Origin of the sequence: Pseudomonas sp. FYR_5, assembly GCF_043106315.1 — a bacterium.
In the GTDB taxonomy this organism is placed as follows: domain Bacteria; phylum Pseudomonadota; class Gammaproteobacteria; order Pseudomonadales; family Pseudomonadaceae; genus Aquipseudomonas; species Aquipseudomonas putida_Y.
In genome coordinates, this window is the sequence record NZ_JBICMK010000100.1 from 125,214 (window position 1) to 143,059 (window position 17,846).

Annotated in this window: 19 protein-coding genes; 9 read left to right on the forward strand and 10 right to left on the reverse strand. The window is 62.3% G+C overall.

From position 1 onward, the window contains the following. Positions 1–144: 144 nt before the first annotated feature. The gene (locus tag ACF8RA_RS21400; protein ID WP_012051514.1) at positions 145–324 is read right to left on the reverse strand and encodes a CsbD family protein; all 180 of its coding nucleotides are present in this window, start codon (positions 322–324) and stop codon (positions 145–147) included. Positions 325–559: 235 nt separating this feature from the next. Here ACF8RA_RS21400 and ACF8RA_RS21405 point away from each other — a divergent pair, with 235 nt between their 5' ends. Further along, positions 560–940, forward strand: coding sequence for a hypothetical protein (locus tag ACF8RA_RS21405; protein ID WP_003254641.1), 381 nt, complete (start codon positions 560–562; stop codon positions 938–940). Positions 941–945: 5 nt separating this feature from the next. On the opposite strand, the gene ACF8RA_RS21410 is transcribed toward ACF8RA_RS21405, so the two are convergent. Next, a complete protein-coding gene (locus ACF8RA_RS21410) occupies positions 946–1,782 on the reverse strand; it encodes a S1 RNA-binding domain-containing protein (RefSeq protein WP_010955234.1) in 837 nt (278 codons plus the stop codon). A gap of 130 nt (positions 1,783–1,912) precedes the next feature. Here ACF8RA_RS21410 and ACF8RA_RS21415 point away from each other — a divergent pair, with 130 nt between their 5' ends. Further along, positions 1,913–2,773, forward strand: coding sequence for a DUF6279 family lipoprotein (locus tag ACF8RA_RS21415; RefSeq protein ID WP_392519563.1), 861 nt, complete (start codon positions 1,913–1,915; stop codon positions 2,771–2,773). A gap of 19 nt (positions 2,774–2,792) precedes the next feature. On the opposite strand, the gene aceK is transcribed toward ACF8RA_RS21415, so the two are convergent. After that, complete coding sequence (aceK, locus tag ACF8RA_RS21420; RefSeq protein WP_176685590.1) at positions 2,793–4,508, reverse strand: bifunctional isocitrate dehydrogenase kinase/phosphatase; 1,716 nt, start codon at positions 4,506–4,508, stop codon at positions 2,793–2,795. A 206-nt stretch (positions 4,509–4,714) separates the two neighbouring features. On the opposite strand from aceK, the gene ACF8RA_RS21425 reads away from it, so the two are divergent. Further along, on the forward strand, positions 4,715–5,590 hold the full coding sequence (locus ACF8RA_RS21425; RefSeq protein ID WP_176685591.1) for a DMT family transporter: 876 nt from the start codon (positions 4,715–4,717) through the stop codon (positions 5,588–5,590). 13 nt (positions 5,591–5,603) lie between these two features. Further along, positions 5,604–6,062 (forward strand): DUF4265 domain-containing protein, encoded by a 459-nt coding sequence (locus tag ACF8RA_RS21430; RefSeq protein ID WP_176685592.1) that lies wholly within the window; start codon positions 5,604–5,606, stop codon positions 6,060–6,062. 3 nt (positions 6,063–6,065) lie between these two features. On the opposite strand, the gene ACF8RA_RS21435 is transcribed toward ACF8RA_RS21430, so the two are convergent. Next, positions 6,066–6,947 (reverse strand): DMT family transporter, encoded by an 882-nt coding sequence (locus ACF8RA_RS21435; RefSeq protein ID WP_392462481.1) that lies wholly within the window; start codon positions 6,945–6,947, stop codon positions 6,066–6,068. Between the two features lie 195 nt (positions 6,948–7,142). On the opposite strand from ACF8RA_RS21435, the gene ACF8RA_RS21440 reads away from it, so the two are divergent. Next, positions 7,143–7,271: a hypothetical protein gene (locus tag ACF8RA_RS21440; protein ID WP_256122406.1), complete on the forward strand. Its 129-nt coding sequence runs from the start codon at positions 7,143–7,145 to the stop codon at positions 7,269–7,271. 112 nt (positions 7,272–7,383) lie between these two features. Here the strand turns inward: ACF8RA_RS21440 and ACF8RA_RS21445 are convergent, their stop codons facing one another. Both ACF8RA_RS21445 and cysK read right to left on the reverse strand, forming a co-directional pair. Then, positions 7,384–8,319 (reverse strand): aspartyl/asparaginyl beta-hydroxylase domain-containing protein, encoded by a 936-nt coding sequence (locus tag ACF8RA_RS21445; protein WP_176685594.1) that lies wholly within the window; start codon positions 8,317–8,319, stop codon positions 7,384–7,386. Between the two features lie 173 nt (positions 8,320–8,492). Then, complete coding sequence (gene cysK, locus ACF8RA_RS21450; RefSeq protein ID WP_176685595.1) at positions 8,493–9,467, reverse strand: cysteine synthase A; 975 nt, start codon at positions 9,465–9,467, stop codon at positions 8,493–8,495. Positions 9,468–9,599: 132 nt separating this feature from the next. Between cysK and ACF8RA_RS21455 the strand changes: the two genes are divergently transcribed. From ACF8RA_RS21455 to ACF8RA_RS21465, 3 genes are all read left to right on the forward strand, one after another. Beyond that, complete coding sequence (locus ACF8RA_RS21455) at positions 9,600–10,673, forward strand: DUF748 domain-containing protein (protein WP_392519564.1); 1,074 nt, start codon at positions 9,600–9,602, stop codon at positions 10,671–10,673. 199 nt (positions 10,674–10,872) lie between these two features. Further along, a complete protein-coding gene (locus ACF8RA_RS21460; protein ID WP_016488585.1) occupies positions 10,873–11,718 on the forward strand; it encodes a MoxR family ATPase in 846 nt (281 codons plus the stop codon). A 13-nt stretch (positions 11,719–11,731) separates the two neighbouring features. Next, positions 11,732–12,910 carry a VWA domain-containing protein gene (locus ACF8RA_RS21465; protein WP_021783384.1) on the forward strand — a complete coding sequence of 393 codons (1,179 nt, stop codon included), beginning with the start codon at positions 11,732–11,734 and terminating at the stop codon, positions 12,908–12,910. A 120-nt stretch (positions 12,911–13,030) separates the two neighbouring features. On the opposite strand, the gene ACF8RA_RS21470 is transcribed toward ACF8RA_RS21465, so the two are convergent. From ACF8RA_RS21470 to ACF8RA_RS21485, 4 genes are read right to left on the reverse strand one after another with little or no spacing between them, the layout of a single operon-like run. Then, entirely contained in the window at positions 13,031–13,948 is a 918-nt protein-coding gene (locus ACF8RA_RS21470; protein WP_176685597.1) for a biotin-dependent carboxyltransferase family protein, read from the reverse strand. Beyond that, complete coding sequence (gene pxpB, locus ACF8RA_RS21475; protein ID WP_176685598.1) at positions 13,945–14,631, reverse strand: 5-oxoprolinase subunit PxpB; 687 nt, start codon at positions 14,629–14,631, stop codon at positions 13,945–13,947. Before pxpB ends, ACF8RA_RS21470 begins: the two co-directional genes overlap by 4 nt. Continuing rightward, complete coding sequence (locus tag ACF8RA_RS21480; RefSeq protein ID WP_392460362.1) at positions 14,631–15,407, reverse strand: 5-oxoprolinase subunit PxpA; 777 nt, start codon at positions 15,405–15,407, stop codon at positions 14,631–14,633. Before ACF8RA_RS21480 ends, pxpB begins: the two co-directional genes overlap by 1 nt. A gap of 9 nt (positions 15,408–15,416) precedes the next feature. Then, entirely contained in the window at positions 15,417–16,703 is a 1,287-nt protein-coding gene (locus tag ACF8RA_RS21485; RefSeq protein ID WP_176685600.1) for an MFS transporter, read from the reverse strand. Positions 16,704–16,833: 130 nt separating this feature from the next. Between ACF8RA_RS21485 and ACF8RA_RS21490 the strand changes: the two genes are divergently transcribed. After that, the gene (locus tag ACF8RA_RS21490; protein ID WP_176685601.1) at positions 16,834–17,745 is read left to right on the forward strand and encodes a LysR family transcriptional regulator; all 912 of its coding nucleotides are present in this window, start codon (positions 16,834–16,836) and stop codon (positions 17,743–17,745) included. Positions 17,746–17,846: the final 101 nt, after the last annotated feature.

Here is a 17,846-nt window from a genome sequence, read left to right on the forward strand (position 1 = left end):
TCGCCGCTTGATCGTTACAACAGACAAGTCTAATAGACCCTGCCCGTGCTGTGCTGCTCCCGGCCATGGTTGAAGGCTTTGCTTACATATAGTCCCGGCCTCTTCGCGTATCACCCGGAAGAGGCCGGCACAGGCCGCCTCAAGTCAAGGCTTCTTCACCGCATCCTTCACATTGCCCTTGACCTGTTGCGCCTCGCCTTTGAGCTCCTGCGCCTTGCCTTCGGCCCGCAGCTTGTCGTTGTCGGTCACCTTGCCAACACCCTGTTTCACGTTGCCGATCGCTTCGTTGGCCAAGCCTTTCGCTTTGTCTTTAGTACCGCTCATGGCAAAACTCCTGCAAATGGAGACACGTGAACCGTGTCGACATTAGGTGGACCCAACGCCTTCGCCAGGAGTTTCAACGGATTTCCCGCTCAGAAGCCGGACGGTAAGACTGCGGGGGAATACCGCACAAGCCGGTGAAGAGGCCCGCACAGGCACCGCAAGTTACAGACCTTGCCCCGCCCCGTGCCACCCCTCACAATGCAGGCCTTCATAGCGTCAACCCGCAGGAACCTGCATGAAACTCGACAAACCCGCCGCCATCGCCCGGCGCAACGAAGCACTGGCCCGCCCGGTGCTGACCAGCAGCAATACGCTGTTCGCCATCCTGGACAACAAACGCAACCTGTGGTGGTTCGAAGTGCCAGTGGCACTGCTGGGCAAAGGCCAGGCCGACTGGGTCAACCTGCTGCTGCACACGCCAGAAAGCGATGAGCTGCAGCACCTGAAGGTGCCCACCAATTTCCTCAAGGCCCACCTGGAGCAGATGGAAGTGCGCAAGCCTGGCAAGCGCCGCTCCACCATCAGCCTGGCCCTCAGCGCCGACCGTGACTCGCTGCTGCGCGACACCCGTCCGGGTGGCGAGCAGTTGGACTTCCGTAACTTCGTACAGGCGTAACGCGGTCAGGCTTTCTCGATACGATCGTCATGGATGACGATCAGGCCCTGCTTGAACAACCCGCCAATGGCCTTCTTGAAGTTGCCCTTGCTGACGTTGAACAGCTTGCTGATCAGCGCAGGGTCACTCTTGTCGCACACACCCAACACCCCGCCCTCGGCTTCCAGGCGCGCCATGATCTGCTCTTGAAGGGTGTCCGCCAGGGCAGCGCCTACCGGCTGCAGGCTCAGTGAAATCTTGCCGTCCTGCCGCACTTCCTTGATGAAGCCTTTCTCGTGCATGCCCGAGCGCAAGAACTTGAACACTTCGTTCTTGTGGATCAGGCCCCAGTGGCGGTTGTTGATGATGGCCTTGAAGCCCATCGGCGTTTCGCCGGCCACCAGCAGCTCGACCGGCTGGCCAACCTTGTAGTCGGCCGGGGTGACATCGAGGTAGCGGTCCAGGCGCGAGGTGGCAGTGATCCGGCGGGTGCGCTTGTCGAGGTACACGTGCACCACGCAGTAATCACCGATCTTCAGCGGCCGTGCCTCTTCCGAGTACGGCATCAGCAAGTCCTTGGACAGGCCCCAGTCCAGGAAGATACCGGCACCGTTGATGTCCTTGACCTTCAGGCTGGCAAACTCGCCAACCTGCACCTTGGGCTTCTCGGTGGTGGCGATCAGCTGGTCTTCGCTGTCCAGGTAGATGAACACGTTCAACCAGTCATCGACCTCGGTTTCGGCGTTTTTCGGGATATAGCGCCCGGGCAGCAGGATCTCGCCATCGGCGCCGCCGTCCAGGTACAGACCGAAGTCCACGTGTTTCACGATTTGCAAACTGTTGTAACGCCCAAGCAGAGCCATTTCCGATGATCCTCAAGACAAGGCGACTATTCTACACCTGAAGCCACCACATGGCCCGACCACTCATGCAGTGGAACCGCCAGCCCGCACTTGCATCTACCTTCTGGCCAGCCTGAGGAAGGAACAGCACATGCCGCTACGCCTGCCCAAAGCCCTGCTTATCGCCATCGGCTTGGCCTTGGCCTTGGCCGCCTGCAGCCGCATCGACCTGGCCTATCGCAACCTCGACCGCCTGGTGCCGTGGTCGCTGAGTGACTACCTGGACATGAACCGCGAGCAGAGGGCGCTGCTGGATGATCGGTTGCGCGAGCACCTGGCCTGGCATTGCAAGACTCAACTGCCCGGCTACCTCGACTGGCTCGACCGGCTACGTGGCCTGGTCGCCGCCGGCCAGCTAACCGACCGGGCCCTCCAGCAAACCACCCACGACGTGCGTGAAGCGATTGGTCGGGTGACCGAGGAAATCACCCCTTCGGCCACCGAACTGCTGCGTGGCATGAGCGACGACCAGGTAGCAAAAATGCGTGAAGCTTTCCGCGAAGACATCAGTGAGCGGCAGAAGCAGTATGTGGATACGCCCTTGCCGAAGCAGATTGCCCGCCGTAGCGAGCGCATGGAAAAACGCCTGACGCCCTGGTTTGGCGAGTTGACTGCGGTACAGAAGCAACGCATCCAGACCTGGTCTCAAGCGCTGGGTGACCAGAACCGTGAATGGATCGCCAACCGCGCCCACTGGCAGCAGCAATTGCTGTTGGCGATGAACCAGCGCAACGACTCCAGCTTCGAGCCGCGCCTGGCGACCTTGTTGCAGCGCAAGGAAAGTTTGTGGACACCCGAGTACCGGGCGGCGTATCGGAATACCGAGCGCCAGGCGCGCAGCCTGCTGGTTGACCTGGTGCAGCAAAGCACGCCGCAGCAGCGGCGCTTCCTGCAGGAACGGTTGGGCAAGGTGCGCACCCATTTGAGCGATATGAAGTGTTTGAAGGGCTGACAGCCCTGTTCGACCTGATTCACCGGGCCTTGCGCCGATACGGAAACACATCGATCACTTTCCCTTCACGTATCGCCGCCTGCAGCCCCTTCCAGTAATCCGCGTCATACAGTTCCCCATGCAAGCGGCTGAACAACCGCCGCTGGCCCATATCGGCAAACAGAAACGGCGGAAACTCTTCGGGGAACACATCATGCGGCCCGATCGAGTACCACGGCTCGCCCGACATTTCGTCCTCCGGGTAACGCGGTGGCGGGATGTGGCGGAAATTCACCTCGGTCAGGAAGCTGATTTCGTCATAGTCGTAGAACACGACCCGGCCATGGCGGGTCACGCCGAAGTTCTTCAGCAGCATGTCGCCGGGGAAGATATTCGCCGCCGCCAGTTGCTTGATGGCCAGGCCGTAGTCCTCCAGTGCCTCCAGCACCTGGCCCTCGGTGGCCTGCTCCAGGTACAGGTTCAACGGCGTCATGCGCCGCTCGGTCCAACAGTGGCGGATCAGCACCGTATCGCCCTCCAGCGCCACCGTCGACGGTGCCACCTCCAGCAACTCGGCCAGGCAATCCGGCTCGAACTTGCTGCGCGGAAAGCGAAAATCGGCAAACTCCTGGGTGTCGGCCATACGGCCCACCCGGTCGACGCTTTTCACCAGCCGGTACTTGTCGATCACCGTGGCGCGGTCCACGGTTTTCGATGGCGAAAAGCGGTCCTTGATGATCTTGAACACCGTATTGAAGCCAGGCAAGGTGAATACACTCATGACCATGCCCCGTACCCCTGGCGCCATGACAAAGCGGTCATCACTGCTGGCCAGGTGGTTGATCAGCGCGCGGTAGAACTCCGACTTGCCCTGCTTGTAGAACCCGATCGAGGTGTAAAGCTCGGCAATGTGCTTGCCTGGGAGGATGCGCTTGAGGAAATTGACGAACTCGGCCGGCACCGGTACATCGGCCATGAAGTAAGAGCGGGTGAACGAAAAGATGATCGACACCTCGGCCTCGTCAGTGATCAATGCATCGGCCTCGATGCCGTGGCCTTCGCGGTGCAGCAAGGGAATCACCAACGGCCACTGCTCATCGCTGTTGTACAGGCGGCCAACCAGATAGGCCCCCTTGTTGCGGTAAAGCACGGGTACAAACAGCTCCAAGGCCAGCGCCGGGTCCTTGCACACCCAGTCGGGCAGGCATTCACGCAATTGTTCTTCCAGCCGCGTCAGGTCGCCTTCCAGGTCGCCATACGGCATGTCGAACGGGTAATCGGCGAACACCGCACGCAGCAAGTTCCTGAGACTGCCGTCAAGCCGATAGGTACGTGTTTGCGCGGCGCGCTCACGGCCGCGCATGGAAGGCCGGGTGGTGTGGATGAACATGCAGCCGTCGCTGATCTGGTCATGGCTGAACAGGCTGCAGAACAGCGAGTTGTACCAGGTCTCTGCCAGCTCGTCGTCCAGGCGGGGGTCAATCAGGTGGATATAGGCGTTTTTCACCAGCGGCCACTGCTCCACGTCCAGCAGCACCTCCGTGGCAAAGGCCTGGCGCAGCCAGCCGTTGACTTCAGCGACTTTCTCTTCATAGAGATTGATGCGGGCGGCGGCGGCCTGCTGGATATCCTGCCAGCGCGCCTGCTCGAAGCGCTTGCGGGCTCCGAGAGTGATGCGCTGGAAATGATCGCGGTAGTCGTCGAAGCCGGCGAGGATCATCCGGGCGATTTCGACAGCGGGCCAGGGCTGGGACATGCGTGGGGCCTCGGAGCAGGGATTGAGTACAGAGCTTAGCCGCCCTTGGGTGCATGGGTTACTGCCATTGAAGGCCCGAGCTGGCGTAGTTACAGCAGCGTTGTCCAACGCCGGCAGCCCGAGAGGAATTACACAGCAAGAAAGCACAAGAATCCCCCCGCCCCCTGGCGTACACTCGCGCCCCTGCCTTGCCTTCGGAGACCGTTGTGAGCCCCATCGCCCTAGCCCGCCTGCTGACCCTTGCCGCCGTCTGGGGAGCGAGTTTCCTGTTCATGCGCATCATCGCTCCCGAACTGGGCACGGTGCCGACCGCGTTCTTCCGGGTCTCCATCGCCTGTCTGGGCCTGATCGTGCTACTCGCCGCCGCCCGCGTGCGCTGGGACTTCCAGGGCAAGCTCGGCGCGTGCCTGGTGCTGGGCATGATCAACTCCGGCATCCCCGCCACCTTCTACTCGGTGGCGGCCCAGGTGCTGCCTGCCGGCTATTCGGCGATCTTCAACGCCACCACCCCGTTGATGGGCGTGCTGGTCGGCGTACTGTTCTTCCGCGAGCCAATGACCCTGGCCAAACTCTGCGGCATCTTCCTTGGCCTGTTCGGCGTCGGCATTCTCAGCGGTGCCGGCCCGGTGGCGCTGGACATGGCCCTGCTGCAAGGCGCCCTCGCCTGCCTGGCGGCCACCACCTGCTACGGCTTTGCCGGGTTCCTCGCCCGCCGCTGGGTCAGCGGCCTGGACAGCCGTCTTTCCGCGCTGGGCAGCATGCTCGGCGCCACGCTGATGCTGACCCCGCTGTTCGGCTGGAGCGCACTCACCCAACCGCCCGCCAGCTGGGGGGGCTGGGAGGTGTGGTTGTCGTTGCTGGGGCTGGGGCTGCTATGCACCGCCTTTGCCTACATCCTGTACTTCCGCCTGCTGGCCGAGATCGGACCGGTCAAAGCCAGCACCGTGACCTTCCTGATCCCGGTGTTCGGTGTATTGTGGGGGGCATGGCTGCTGAACGAGCCGTTGTCGATGGCGCATCTTTACGGCGGCCTGCTGATTGGCCTGGCCTTGTGGCTGGTGCTGCGCCCAGCGCGCCGCTGAAGCGGGGTACTGCATGAACAGCGCGTACAAGAAGGTCCTGTTCCGCCTGGAACAGGACGAGAACGGCTACCCACCGGCCTCGGTCGAGGGCCTGTGGGCCAAGGCCGTGGAAGGCGGCTATGCCATCGACAACATACCCTTCCATGTCTACGGCATCGCCCCAGGCGATGTGATCGACACCCGTGAAGAAGAAGGCGAAACCTGGTTCGCAGAACTGCGCCACAGCAGCGGCAGCTCGGTGTTCCGGGTGGTCGTCAAACCACCGGAAACCCTCGACCAGGTGCGCGCGGCATTGCTGGATTTCGGCTGTGCCTGTGAAACCGAGCAAGCAGTGAAGATGTTGGCTGTCGAGGTCCCGCCGCAACGCTCGCTCGACACCCTGCTCTACTACCTGCTCACCCAGCGCGAAGCCGGCCTGCTGGACTTCGAGGAAGGCGTGTTGCGCCACGCCATCCCCGAAGAATTCCGCTAGGGCCTACGCTTCCGCCAGGCGCGCCGCGGGCTTGCGAAACACGAACAGCAGCCCAACAACGATCAGCCCCATGCCCAGCAAGCTTAGCGGCGCCAGGCGATTACCGAAGATCAGCAAGTCCATCACTGCAGTCACTGCCGGCACCAGGTAGAACAGGCTGGTGACATTGACCAGGTTGCCCTTGGCGATCAGCCGGTACAGCAGCAAGGTTGCCAGCAGCGAGACCACCAGGCCCATCCACAGCAGCGCACCGACGAAGCTGCCGGTCCACTCGACATGGAGCGGTTGCAAAGGTGCGAACAGCGCGCACATGGCAAAGCCGGCCAGGTACTGCAGCGGCAGTGTGCCCATGGGGTTGTCGGTAATGCGCTTCTGCAGGATCGAGCCAAAGGTCATGCTGACCAGCGCCAGCAGGGCGAACAGCATCCCCGCCAGCGATACCCCGCCCAGGTTGATGCCCTGGTAGACCACCATGATCAAGCCGCCCAACCCCAAACCCAGGCCGAACAAACGGCTCCAGGAACGCTGGCGTTCCATCAGCACCACGGTGAGGATCGGTTGGACGCCCATCACCGTGGCCATGACACCAGGGGTGACATGGGTATCAAGCGCCAACAGATAGAAGATCTGATAGGCACCGAGCAGCACACACCCGGTACCCAGGGCGCGCAGAATGCTCCCGCGAGTACGCGGCCAGCGCAACCCTAGCAACGGGCCGATCAGCAACAGGCCAGCCAGTGCCAGCGCCGAGCGCAACAGCAGAAAGGCGAACGGGCTGGCATGCGCCAGGCCAAGTTTGGAGACGATCGCCCCGCTGCTCCACAGCAGGACGAACAGGCAGGTAGTGGCCGCCGAGGCCACGGACGCTTTGGTAAAGACAGACATGAATTGCCACCTGATAGTAGGCAGATAAGCCAAACGGACGGCGTGCGCTTCGACGTAAGAAGTGGCCGACCGTGTTCAGTAGGTTGCGCGTGCGAAGGGTTGCGGCACGAAGCCGATCAGCCCAGCACAACCACGCAATGAGGCGGAGCTACGCCGCCTACGACGCCACTGACAGGTGGTGGGGAGTGACAGATCATGACCGGCTGCTGGCTACCACGCACGACCATGCCCGCGACTGGCGCGATGGCAAAGCGTGTGGTGGAAGGAATGGCAGGCATGACAGCGGTCTTTGAAGAAGTGAATGTTCTGGAATATAGCGAGTGATTCTTCGCGGCACAAGCCTGCTTTCACAGGTTCTGCTCATCCTTCAAGGAGGGTGATGCACTTGTGGAAGCGGGCTTGGCCCCGCGAAGAGGCCCGAACAGACTACAAAAAATCAGAACAACCAGCGATACAGCAGATACGCCACCACCACCGCCAGTACCGGCCGTAGCACGCGGTAAGCCTTGGGGTTGGCGCGCTTGAACTGCTTCACATGGCTGCTGATCCTGTTGCTGAAGCGCTTGCTCCAGGCGTACGCCTGGTTGATCCCGCCCACGCGCTCTTCGTCAGTGTTCTGCGGCGCGGTGGCGCGGCCGAGGAAGGCACTGACCTTACGGTTGATGCGCGTCATCAGCGGGCTACTCAGCGGGCGCTCGATGTCGCAGAACAGGATCACGCGGGTTACGTCGGTTTCGTTCTTGACCCAGTGCACGTAGGTTTCGTCGAACATCACGTCTTCGCCATCACGCCAGGCGTACTGCTCACCGTCCACGTAGATGCGGCATGCGTCGGAGTTCGGCGTGGACAACCCCAGGTGGTAGCGCAGCGAGCCTGCGAACGGGTCACGGTGCGGGTTCAGGTGGCTGCCGCCGGGCAGCAGGGCAAACATTGCGCCCTTGACATTGGGGATGCTGCTGACCAGCTCGACGGTGCGCGGGCACAGGGTTTGCGCCGAAGGCAGCGGTTTGTCGTACCACTTCAGGTAAAAGCGCTTCCAGCCCTTCTTGAAGAACGAACCAAAGCCGGCGTCGTTATCCTTCTCGGCGGCACGGATATAGCCTTCGTCGAACAGGCGCATGGCCTCTTCGCGGATTTCCTGCCAGTTGTCCTTCAGCACGTCCAGCTCCGGGAAGCGCTGACGGTCCAGATAGGGCTTGGACGGCACGCCGGAAAACAGGTACATCAACGCGTTGTAGGGGGCGAACAGCGCCGAATGGTTGACGAACTGGCGCAACACCGGCAGGCGGGCCTTGCCGCGCAGGTGCACGAACAGCACGCTGCCGAAAAACACCAGCAAGACACCCGCCTTGGCTGCAAAGGAAAAGGTCATGCTTTCACTCCTTGGGGAAGAGCCAGGGCTGCGCTGCCTGCTCTCCAGAAAATCATCCTGCCATCATAAACCGATCCCGCCGCGGTAAAAACAACCCGGGCGGGATCGCATTCATGAAGATTCTGCAATAAACCCGGCCGCCGATTGTTGCGCCGGGTCAGCGGCAAGGCCGGTTACTGTTGGTTTTCCTGCTCGCTGAACATGTCGCTGAACAGCATGCTCGACAAATATCGCTCGCCCGAATCGGGCAGGATTACGACGATGGTCTTACCCTGCATTTCCGGTTTCTCGGCCAGGCGCACCGCCGCCGCCATTGCCGCACCGCAGGAAATACCACAAAGGATGCCCTCTTCCTGCATCAGGCGAATAGCCATGGCCTTGGCCGCTTCGTCGGTCACCGTCTCCACTTGGTCGACGATCGAAAGGTCGAGGTTTTTCGGCACGAAGCCGGCGCCGATACCCTGGATTTTGTGCGGGCTTGGCTTGAGCTCTTCGCCGGCCAGGGTCTGGCTGATCAGTGGCGATGCCACGGGTTCCACTGCCACCGAAAGGATGGCCTTGCCTTGGGTATGCTTGATGTAACGCGACACGCCGGTGATGGTGCCGCCAGTGCCCACGCCCGCCACCAGCACGTCGATGGCGCCGTCAGTGTCGCTCCAGATCTCCGGGCCGGTGGTTTTTTCATGAATGGCCGGGTTGGCCGGGTTTTCGAACTGGCCCGGCAGGAAGTACTGGTCCGGCGCGGAGGCGACGATTTCGTTGGCCTTCTCGATGGCGCCCTTCATGCCCTTGGCCGGATCAGTCAGCACCAGCTCGGCGCCCAGTGCCTTCAGCACCTTGCGGCGCTCCAGGCTCATCGAGGCGGGCATGGTCAGTATCAGTTTGTAGCCGCGGGCGGCGGCGACGAAGGCCAGGCCGATACCGGTGTTGCCCGAGGTGGGCTCGACGATGGTCATGCCCGGTTTGAGCTTGCCGCTGCTCTCGGCGTCCCAGACCATGTTCGCGCCAATGCGGCATTTGACCGAATACCCCGGGTTGCGCCCTTCGATCTTGGCGAGGATGGTCACGCCGCGTGGGGCGATGCGGTTGATCTGCACCAGCGGCGTGTTACCGATGGAGTGGGCATTGTCTGCAAAGATACGGCTCATGGCAGGGGTCCTTGGCATGAAAAAGCAGGGAAATGCCTCAAGGGTAAGCCTGCGGCAGTGGCCCGTAAAGCCTGTTCGAACTCAGCTGGGCACGTTGCGGTCAACCGCACATCCCGCCTTGGAGACCGCCTCATGAAAGCCCGCTATCGCTGGCCGCTGGTCGGCCTGGCCAGCCTGACCGTGCTGCTGGTGGCGCTGCACCTGGCCCTGCCCTACCTGGTGCGCGACTACCTCAACGACAAGCTGGCCGACATGGGTGACTACCGCGGCCAGGTGGCCGATGTGGACCTGGCCTGGTGGCGCGGTGCGTATCAGATCAATGGGCTGAAGGTCGTCAAGACCACCGGCAAGGTGCCCGTACCGCTTCTCGACGCCCCACTGATCGACCTTTCGGTGAGCTGGCGCTCGTTGTGGTACGACAAGGCAGTGGTGGCCGAGGTGACCTTCGTGCACCCCGAGCTGAACTTTGTCGACGGTGGTAGCAAACAGGCATCGCAGACCGGCCAAGGTACCGACTGGCGCCAACAGCTGGAAAAACTCCTGCCCATCACCCTCAACGAGGTGCGTATCGACAATGGCGTGCTGACGTTCCGCAACTTCAATTCCAAACCACCGGTCGACCTCAAGGCCACCCGGTTGAATGCCAGCATCCACAACTTGACCAATGTGCGCGACCAGAAAGGCCGTCGCGATGCCAGTTTCGAAGGTACGGCGCTCATCGCGGCTGATGCGAAGGTAGAAAGCCGTGCCACCTTCGACCCGTTCAGTGATTTCGATGACTTCGAATTCAGGCTTCGCGCCACCGGCATCGAGCTGCGCAAACTGAATGACTTTGCCAGCGCCTACGGCAAATTCGACTTCAATGCCGGGCACGGTGACGTGGTCATCGAGGCCCAGGCAGAAAACGGCCGGCTGAACGGCTATATAAAACCGTTGCTGCGCGATGTCGACGTGTTCGACTGGCAACAGGACGTCGAGGAAAAGGACAAGGGCTTCTTCCGCTCGGTGTGGGAGGCCCTGGTGGGGGCGACCGAGACGGTGCTGAAAAACCAGCCAAAAAACCAGTTCGCCACCCGGGTGGAACTCAGCGGCAGTGTGCGCCCACAGGATATCAGTGCCTTCGAGGCGTTCTTGCAGATCCTGCGCAACGGGTTTATCCAGGCGTTCAATGCACGCTACGAGCAGCCAGCGCCGAAGTCTGACTGAGAGAACGTGACGGGGCATTCAGGGACTGAATGCCCGGTCTGCGTTTGCAGCCGCCTGGCCCCGCGTTATAGTCGGAAACAAATCCAGATTATGTGCTGCCTGTTCGGGCCTCTTCGCGGGTAAACCCGCTCCTACAACCCCGTAGGAGCGGGTTTACCCGCGAGGAGGCCCGCAAAGCCCTGAATAGAGGACACCCCCCATGAAGTTCGAAGGCACCCGCGACTACGTCGCCACAGACGACCTGAAACTGGCGGTAAACGCGGCCATTACCCTCGAACGCCCGCTGTTGGTCAAGGGCGAACCAGGCACCGGCAAAACCATGCTCGCCGAGCAGCTGGCAGCCTCGTTCGGTGCGCGCCTGATCACCTGGCACATCAAGTCCACCACCAAGGCCCACCAGGGGCTGTACGAGTACGACGCAGTCAGCCGCCTGCGTGATTCGCAGCTGGGCGTGGACAAGGTGCACGATGTGCGCAACTACCTGAAAAAGGGCAAACTCTGGGAGGCCTTCGAGGCCGACGAGCGGGTCATCCTGCTGATCGACGAAATCGACAAGGCCGATATCGAATTCCCCAACGACCTGCTGCAAGAACTCGACAAGATGGAGTTCTACGTCTATGAAATCGACGAGACCATCAAGGCCAGACAGCGCCCGATCATCATCATTACCTCGAACAACGAAAAAGAGCTGCCGGACGCTTTCCTGCGCCGCTGCTTCTTCCACTACATCGCCTTCCCCGACCGCACTACCCTGCAGCAGATTGTCGACGTGCACTACCCGAACATCAGCCAGTCGCTGGTCAGCGAGGCGCTGGATGTGTTCTTCGATGTGCGCAAGGTGCCGGGCCTGAAGAAAAAGCCGTCCACCTCCGAGCTGGTCGACTGGCTCAAGCTGCTGATGGCCGACAACATCGGTGAAGCGGTGCTGCGCGAACGCGACCCGACCAAGGCCATCCCACCGCTGGCCGGTGCGCTGGTGAAAAACGAGCAGGATGTACAACTGCTCGAGCGCCTGGCCTTCATGAGCCGGCGCGGCAACCGCTGACAGGAGCAGGGCCATGCTGCTCAATCTGTTCAATGAGATGCGTGCGGCCAAGGTGCCGGTTTCGGTGCGTGAGCTGCTCGACCTGCACCAGGCCTTGCAAAAGCGCGTGGTGTTTGCCGACATGGACGAGTTCTACTACCTCGCCCGCGCCATCCTGGTGAAGGACGAACGCCACTTCGACAAGTTCGACCGTGCCTTCGCCGCCTATTTCAAGGGCCTGGAAAACCTCGACCGGCACATCGAGGCGCTGATTCCTGAAGACTGGCTGCGCAAAGAGTTCGAGCGCTCGCTGACTGACGAAGAGCGCGCGCAGATCCAGTCGCTGGGCGGCCTGGACAAGCTTATCGAGGCATTCAAGAAACGCCTCGAAGAGCAAAAGGAACGCCACGCTGGCGGCAACAAGTGGATTGGTACCGGTGGCACCAGCCCATTCGGCTCGGGCGGTTTCAACCCCGAGGGCATCCGCGTCGGTGACGCCGGCAAGCGTCAGGGCAAGGCGGTAAAAGTCTGGGACCAACGCGAGTACAAGAACCTCGATGACCAGGTCGAGCTGGGCACCCGCAACATCAAGCTGGCCCTGCGTCGGCTACGCAAGTTCGCCCGCGAAGGCGCCGCCGAAGAGCTCGACATCGACGGCACCATCGACCACACCGCGCGGGATGCCGGGTTGCTGAACATCCAGATGCGCCCTGAACGGCGCAACACCGTGAAGCTGCTGTTGCTGTTCGACATTGGCGGTTCGATGGATGCGCACGTCAAAGTCTGCGAAGAGCTGTTCTCGGCCTGCAAGACCGAGTTCAAGCACCTGGAGTATTACTACTTCCACAATTGCGTTTATGAGTCGGTGTGGAAGAACAACCTGCGCCGCACGTCCGAACGTTTTTCCACCTTCGACCTGCTGCACAAGTATGGCGATGACTACAAGGTGGTGTTCGTCGGTGACGCGGCCATGGCGCCCTACGAGATCACCCAGCCGGGTGGCAGCGTGGAGCACTGGAACGAAGAAGCCGGGTATGTGTGGATCCAGCGCTTCATGGAAAAATTCAAGAAAATCATCTGGATCAACCCTTACCCCAAGCAGGCCTGGGAATACACCGCGTCGACCCATCTGGTGCGGGACCTGATCGAGGACAAGATGTATCCGCTGACCCTGCAAGGGTTGGAGGAAGGGATGCGCTACCTGTCCAAGTGAGGTTGCCTGTACCGGCCCTTTCGCGGGCTCGCCCGCTCCCACAGGCCCCCCACATTCACAACCCTCAAATGCAGTGCTATCCCTGTGGGAGCGGGCAAGCCCGCGAAAGGGCCAGCAGCCTTACGACCAACGCCCCAGGTAAAGCTGCTGCTCACGCCAGGCCTCGTCCTGCACCACCGCCCTGAACCGCACCACCGCCCCCGGCATGCACTGCGCCAGTTGCGCCAGCGCCAGCGGCGTCAGCGCGCCCAGCCGCGGGTACCCACCAATGGTCTGCCGGTCATTGAGCAACACGATCGGCTGGCCATCCGGCGGCACCTGCACCGCCCCCAGCGGGATCCCTTCGGAGATCATCGGCGCCCCTTGGTAGACCAGCTGCGGGCCCAACAACCGGATGCCCATGCGGTCAGCCCGGCTATCCAGTGTCCACTCTCGGTTGAATGCCTCGAACAGGCTGGTACCGCTGAATTCGCCGATCTGTGCGCCTATCACCAGATCGAGCACCGGCTTTTTGGCAAACTGCGGGCACAACGCTTGCGGCACTTCGCGCAGGGGTGCATTGCTACCGGTAAAAGCCAATGCCTGGTGTTTAGCCAGCGCAGCACCCTGACCATCGATGCCACCCAAGGCTTCACGCACCACGGTGGCACAACTGCCCAGCACATCCTTGCCCTGAAACCCTCCCGGTGCCGCCAGATACGCCCGCACACCCCGTTTTGGCTGCTTCAGGGTCAAGCGCTGCCCCTTGGCCAGGGCAAAACTGCGCCATGGCACCAGGGGCTGACCATCGACACACGCATCCAGGTCGGCACCGGCCAGGGCCAGCACGCAATCCTGTTCGGCCACTACGCAAAAACCACCCAGCGCCACCTCGACCACCGGCGCCCCCAACGGGTTGCCCAGCAGCCAGTTGGCCCAGTGCATCGCCACCCAGTCCAGCGCCCCGCCCTGGGTCACGCCCAAATGACGCACGCCAAAGCGCCCGGCATCCTGTAACTGGCACAACGGCGTACTGGCCTCGATCCTCAACAGCTTCATCCCTGCGCCTCCACATCACCACCCATGGTCAGGAACTCACTGCGCGAAACCGGCACGAAGCGCACCCGGTCACCGGGTTGCAAGAGGCTGTAACCCTCACGCTCACGGTCGAACAAACGCACCGGGGTGCGCCCAATCAGGTTCCAGCCACCCGGCGATACTGCCGGATACGCTGCCGTCTGGCGTTCGGCAATGCCCACGCTGCCCGCCGCCACGCGCTTGCGCGGGGTACTCAGACGAGGGCTGGCCAGGCGCTCGTCGACCAGGCCCATGAAGCCGAAACCGGGTGCGAAGCCCAGGGCAAACACCGGGTAATCACGTTCGCAGTGCAAGCGAACAATCTCGGCTTCACTCAAGCCGCTGCGGGCCGCCAGCACAGGCAGCTCAGGGCCGACACTGGCGTCGTACCACACCGGGATCTCGTGTCGGCGGCCGCCATTGCCGGTGTCAGGCTGCAAGCCGTCCAGCGCCTGAGCGATTCGCGCCCTCGCCTCGCCCGGCGGCAGGGCCGACTGCACCATCAGCGTGGTGTAGGACGGCACCAGGTCCAGCAGGTGCTCGCCGAACGCCGCGCTCAAGCGCCGGCTGGCGGCGAGCATCCATGGCATGTTGGCCTCATCGATACGGTCGAACAGGCGTACCATCAGGCTGTCGATGGCGACCACTTCGATTCGGGGCTTCATCACGCCTCCAGCCCATCGAGGGCCTGGCGAATCTGCCGCACCGCCGCCACCGAACTCTCGTTGTCGCCATGCACGCAGAGGGTGCGGGCGGCGAGCTGCAAGGCACTGCCATCGTCAGCCACCAGCGTTTCGCCTCGGGCCAGACGCACAGCCTGCTCCACCACCTGCGCCGGGTCGTGATGCACCGCGCCCGGCAGGCGCCGCGACAGCAGATGGCCGCTGGCGGTGTATGCGCGGTCTGCGAACGCCTCGAACCAAAGCGGCACGCCCATTTCATCACCCAGTGCCTGGGCGGCTCGGTTGTCGGCGGTGGCCATCAGCATCAACGGCAGGTGGCTGTCATAGGCCGCTACGGCCTCCAGTACGGTACGCAGCTTGAGCGGGTCGGCCATCATGTCGTTGTACAGCGCCCCATGGGGCTTCACATAGGCCACACGGCCACCCAGCACTTTGCAGATGCCATCCAGCGCACCGATCTGGTAATGCAGCAGGTCGCGGATTTCTTCCGGGCTGCAGGCCATGGAACGGCGGCCAAAGCCGACCAGGTCCGGGTAGGCCGGATGAGCGCCGATAGTCACCCCGTGCTCCAACGCCAACGCCACGGTGCGACGCATGATACCGGGGTCACCGGCATGGTAACCGCAGGCGATGTTGGCGCAATCGATGTAAGGCATGACTTCGGCATCCAGGCCCATGCGCCAGCTGCCGAAACTCTCGCCCATGTCGCAATTGAGTAGCAGGCGTTCCACCACGCGGTCTCCCTTGTCGTTGTGCATATACCTACCTTACCGCGCCTGCAGGTGTTTGCCGCGGGTTTCTGGCAGGCTCAGCGCCGCCAAGATCACAATGCCGTAGGACACAGCAGAGAACACACCGATACCCAGGCCCAGCGGAACATTCTGGCCGAGCATGCCGATCATCAACGGGAACAGCGCGGCGATGACCTTGCCGATGTTGTAGCAGAAGCCTTGCCCCGAACCCCGAATGCGCGTGGGGAACAGTTCGGTCAGAAATGCCCCCATGCCGCTGAAGATACCCGAGGCGAAGAAGCCCAACGGGAGGCCCAGCCACAGCATCACACCATCGCTGACCGGCATCTGCGTGTACAACAGCACAATGACGAAAGAGCCCACGGCGAACAGAATGAAGTTCTTCTTGCGCCCCAGCAGGTCGGACAGATAAGCGCTGACCACATAGCCCACGTACGAGCCGACGATCACCATGGCCAGATAGCCACCCGTGCCCAGCACACTCAGGCCGCGTTCGTTCTTCAGGAAGGTTGGCAGCCACGAGGTGATGGCGTAGTAACCGCCGAGCGCGCCGGTGGTCAGCAGGGATGCCCGCACGGTGGTCCAGAGCATGCCCGGGGCGAAGATTTCGTAGAAGCGCGAAGGTGCCTCGGCGTTTTCCACTGCCTTGGCCTTGCGATATACCTCAGGGTCCTTGACCAGGCGGCGAACGAAGATCACGAAGATTGCCGGTACCAGCCCCAGCAGGAACAACGCACGCCAGGCCTGCTCTGCCGGCAGCCAAGAGAACAGCAGCGCATAGAGGATGGCTGTGAGGCCCCAGCCGATTGCCCAGCCGGACTGCACCATGCCCACCGCCTTGCCGCGGTCCTGGGCGCGGATCACCTCGCCGATCAACACCGCACCGGCGGTCCACTCACCACCGAAGCCAAAGCCCATCAGGGTTCGGGCAATCAGCAGTTGCTCGTAGTTCTGAGCGAAGCCACACAGGAAAGTGAAGAAGGCGAACCACAATACCGTCAGTTGCAGGGTACGCACCCGGCCGATGCGGTCGGAGAGGATACCGGCCACCCAGCCTCCTGCAGCGGAGGCGATCAGCGTGCTGGTGTGGATCAAGCCGGCTTCGGTGGTGGTGAGCCCCCACAGCATGATCAGCGTAGGGATGACGAAGCTGAGCATCTGCGTGTCCATGCCGTCCAGGCCATAGCCGATCTTGCAGCTCCAGAAGGTACGTCGTTGCTGTTTGTCGATGTCGCGGTACCAGGCGAAAGGCCCGGACGAAGGGAAGGAACTGACCTGCTGCTGCGCGCCGGTGGGGTTCATGGATGCCTCGGCTTGTTGGTATTGTTTTATGGGCGACATAAAGCGTCGCGGCCTGGGCGCCATTGTTCAGAGGCCGCCTCGCCTGCGTCCAACGAAAAAAACCGCCGGTCTGGAACAAGAAAAACTGATCATGAACCTTCGCTTCCTCGAAACCTTCGTCTGGGTCGCCCGGCTCAAGAGCTTCCGCTTGACGGCAGAAAAGCTGTTCACCACCCAGGCCTCGGTATCCAGCCGTATTGCCGCACTGGAGGCTGACCTGGGCGTGAAGCTGCTGCTACGCGACTCTCGCGGGGTCAGCCTGACCCCGGAGGGCGGCAAGGTGCTGGAATACGCCGAACGCATGCTGGAAACCGCCAAGGCCATGAAGCAGTCGCTGGACAGCGACCGGGCCAAGGTCGGACGCATTCGCATCGGGGTGATGGACACTGTGATCCACACCTGGATGAGCGCACTGGTGGCGGAGTTGAGCGAGCGCTACCCGCAGGTGGAAATCGAACTGGTGGCCGACACCGCGCTGAACTTGCGCGAGCAGTTGCAGAAGGGTTTTCTTGACGTGATTTTGCAGACCGACTTGCTGCGCGAGCAATCGATCCGCAGCCTCGACCTGGCGCGCTACCCAATGGGCTGGGTGGTGGCCGCAGGCGCCCACCAGCACCGGGACTATGCGTCGCTGGCCGAACTTGGGCGCGAGCGCATCATCACCTTCTCGAAGAATTCACGGCCGCACCAGGAGGTGCTGAGCTTGCTGCAGACTGCTGGGGCAGAGGCGCCGCGGTTGAATTGCGTGAACTCGGTGGCGGCGATTACCCGGCTGTTGCGCGACGGTTTTGGCATTGGCGCGCTACCGCCGGCGCTGGTGGATGCCGAGTTGGGCCGGGGCGAGCTGGTGCTGCTGGAAGGGTTGCAGCCGCCGCCGAGCCTGGAGCTGGTAGTGGCGTGGCAGACCGGGGTGGTGTTGGTAGATGAGGTGGTTGGGGTTTGCCGGCAGGTGCTGGAGCGGTATGCGCGGGATGTGGGTGGGCAGCGGATCGTGCTGGTCTGAACGACGGTCTCTGCCTGTACCGGCCCCTTCGCGGGCTTGCCCGCTCCCACAGGATCATCACAGGCCTGGCGGGCCAGGTTGTACCTGTGGGAGCGGGCAAG